The sequence below is a fragment of the Vibrio sp. 10N.222.49.C9 genome (assembly GCF_041474985.1).
In the GTDB taxonomy this organism is placed as follows: domain Bacteria; phylum Pseudomonadota; class Gammaproteobacteria; order Enterobacterales; family Vibrionaceae; genus Vibrio; species Vibrio crassostreae_C.
The window spans coordinates 1-357 of sequence record NZ_JBFRVD010001238.1; the positions used below are offsets into that span (position 1 = coordinate 1).

Sequence of the window (357 nt, forward strand, 5' to 3'; positions counted from 1 at the left end):
GGTTAGGCTCTCTAAAGATTGAACTGAAGCAAAAGACCACTGGTAAGCCAATGAGCCTGACAAAGGCATGGGCACCCTATGTGATGCTAGCCGTGATCCTTGTGGCGAGCCGCGTTAGCCCTGAATTCAAGGGCATGCTAAAGAGCGTCAGCCTATCCTTCGGCAATATCCTTGGTGAGACAGGCGTGAGCACGGCGATTCAGCCACTCTATCTTCCCGGTGGCATCTTAGTCCTGGTTGCCCTACTCGCGGTCATTCTACAATCTGGAAGCCTAAAACCATTAGCGAGCGCGTTTGGAGAGTCAAGCAAAACACTGATAGGTGCGGGCTTTGTGTTGTTGTTTACCATCCCTATGG

The 357-nt window shown here is 51.5% G+C and carries 1 pseudogene; it reads left to right on the forward strand.

The window, feature by feature from the left end:
* Positions 1 to 357: pseudogene (locus AB4585_RS27730) on the forward strand (L-lactate permease); the annotation flags it as partial.